At 64.2% G+C, this 2540-nt stretch carries 3 protein-coding genes; all 3 read left to right on the forward strand.

The window, feature by feature from the left end; translation table 11 throughout:
• Positions 1–637: hypothetical protein (locus JCM9942_RS19180; protein ID WP_157722939.1), on the forward strand; the 637-nt coding region annotated here is incomplete at its 5' end.
• Entirely contained in the window at positions 550–2319 is a 1770-nt protein-coding gene (locus tag JCM9942_RS13885; protein ID WP_054660407.1) for a hypothetical protein, read from the forward strand. The genes JCM9942_RS19180 and JCM9942_RS13885, both read left to right, overlap by 88 nt.
• A partial coding sequence (locus JCM9942_RS13890; protein ID WP_157722940.1) for a type IV pilin protein occupies positions 2316–2540 on the forward strand: 225 nt, incomplete at its 3' end. The genes JCM9942_RS13885 and JCM9942_RS13890, both read left to right, overlap by 4 nt.

Genomic DNA, 2540 nt, shown 5'->3' on the forward strand with positions numbered 1-2540 from the left:
GCCGGGTGCCAACGAACAAGCGCTGGCCGCCGGGCCGGTGCGCTACACCGCATCGCAGGGAACGCAGCGCAGCATCGCCGGCGCCCCGATGGTCTTCCCCTCACTGCGCGAACCCGGCGATGCCTACCTCATCCCCGACGCCTACGGTGAGCCGCTGGAAGAAGCCGCCCCGGCCGGTCCCCCCGCCTTGTTCGGGACAACCGGCAGTACGCCTGCGGTCGTCGGCAATGGGCTGGACTTCTGCGCCGCGCTGCATCGCAATTCACTTTCCCAGGGCGATGCCAGCGCTGCCAATACGGTCGATGCCGCCGGTGCGCGTTACAACATCGCCTACGGATTGACGGCTGCCGGCACCCAGCCGGGCCGACATGGCCGTTTCGACAGCGCGGACAGCATCGCGCTGCCAAGTCCGGCGCAACCCGGCGATGCCGACTACGACGACCGGGTGCGGGTACGCACATTCGAATCGATGGCGCACAGCCTGGCTGCCGCCAGTTTGCCGATACCACCTCGCCCGACCAGGCCCCGCCGAGTGTTGGAATCATGGCCATGGATGCCCTGGCCGGCGCGGTGGCGATCCATACCACCATTGGCGAGTTGCAGGAAAACAACATCGGCAATGGTGAGCTGGGTGTGATCGATGCCACCTTCACCCAGGCCACGACCATCGCCGCCATTGCCCTGAACGTGGGCGGGATCTACGACGCACTGAGCAGCACCTATCTGTCGGCAGGCGAACTGGTTCGCGCAGTTGCCACCTGCATTGCCTCGCTGGGCATCACCTGCTGGGAAGTGGCGTTCAAGATCACCGCACTGGTGACCGCGGTCGTCTCGGCCGTCAGCGGCACCGTTGCCCTGGGATTGAATACGGCCGCGCTGATCCCGGTCGGCATGGCCCTGGACGCCAGCGTCAAGGCCCGCGACCGGGCCAGAAGGGCGGTGAAGCCACAGGCCCAGTCGGTGGAGGATGTGCTCAAGCAGCTGGAGGTGACCCTGTTCGGCGCCATGGTGGAAACCTGCGAGTACAAGCTCGGGGCCGACCATTTCCCGATTCCGGTGATGAAAGACGGGAAGGTCGTGTTCGACGAGAACGGTCAGCCGGTCTACGAATGCCTGAGCAAGAAAACCGAATTCCAGGACGGCCTGAAGCAACAGGTGGACAAGGCCAGGGCCGAGGAGAACCGGACGCTGGCGGTCGAGAACGCGTACTACACCCATCGCATCTCGCCCTTCAATGAGCGCACCATCGAACCGTACCGCATCAATGTCGGTGCATCAGACGCGCGCTACCAGGAATGGCGTTGCGAAGCGACCGGCGGCGGCAGCCTGAACAGCTCCTGCACACTGCCCGCGTCCGGGGAGAATGCCGGCTACAGCTGGAAGGTCTATCTCAAACCCAGCGCGAAGGTCGATGCCCTCAAGCGCCTGCGGCTGGCCGAGCAGTGGTCCGATGCAAAGCGCTACGTGGAAGAGATGACCGATGCGGTCGACGAGCTGAAAAAGCAGAAGGACAGCTTCGCCACGCTGCTGCAGATGGCCCGTGACGATGCCAGCAAGATCTGCGGAAAAGCCACATCGCAGGAGGACAAGATCCGTTGCGACAACTCCAACAACCAGGTCCGCTATCTGGATACCTGCCAGAGCACCCAGTACGAGAACGGCAAGCTGACGGTTGTCGACGAGATGCAGAAGAATCCGCGCGACTACAACCTGCAGTGCAAGCCGATGATCGCCGCCAATCTGGCCAGGGCGGAGAGTGAACTGAAGACCTACCAGGCACTGCTCAAGACGATCCGGAAAGCCTACGACGACCAGCCCTCCCCTTACATCGAGTACCCCAAGCAATGGGTGTTCGAGAAGATGCTGATCGAGGAGGACACCGGGGCCTACACCTGGTGCGGCTACCAGAACCGCAGCGCTGCTTGCACCCGGGCGGGCAAAGACAGCTCCAGCGAGAAGCGGACCCGCTACTACGACGATTTCTCCCAGGAATCGGGCAAACGCGGAATGCCGCTGCTGGATCCGGCACCTTCGTTCATTTGCATGATTTCTGGAGGATGCAGGTATTACACCTACGCGCAGGCCTATTCCGACTGGCAGCGGTCCCGGGCGCAAAGCGAGCAGGCGACCACCAACCGGGAAAACCTGCAGGCCCGCTACAACGACCTGCGGCAAAAGTATGAGGATCTGAAAGCCGCGCAGACCGCCATCGGCAGCGGCCAGGAAAGCCCGATCGTGATCGGTGCCGGCAACCTGATCCTCAAGGCCGACCAGCGGGGCGCGGTTGGCCCGTTGGCACCGGCCGGAGCAGGCCGATGAGGCCGATCTCCTCGCGCCACCACCGAGGCTTCAGCCTGCTGGAACTGGCGGTGGTGCTGGTGATCGCCGCATTGCTCACCGCGGTGGCGGTGAGCTTTATTCCGCTCGGCAAGCAGGTGCTGGGCCGCGATGCCGGCCAGCAGCAACTGGCCCAGGCCGAGCAGGCCATGCTTGGCCACTTGCGCGGCAACCTCCGCTTGCCGGCCGCCGACACCGATGGC

This window comes from Stenotrophomonas pictorum JCM 9942 (genome assembly GCF_001310775.1).
In the GTDB taxonomy this organism is placed as follows: Bacteria; Pseudomonadota; Gammaproteobacteria; order Xanthomonadales; family Xanthomonadaceae; genus Stenotrophomonas; species Stenotrophomonas pictorum.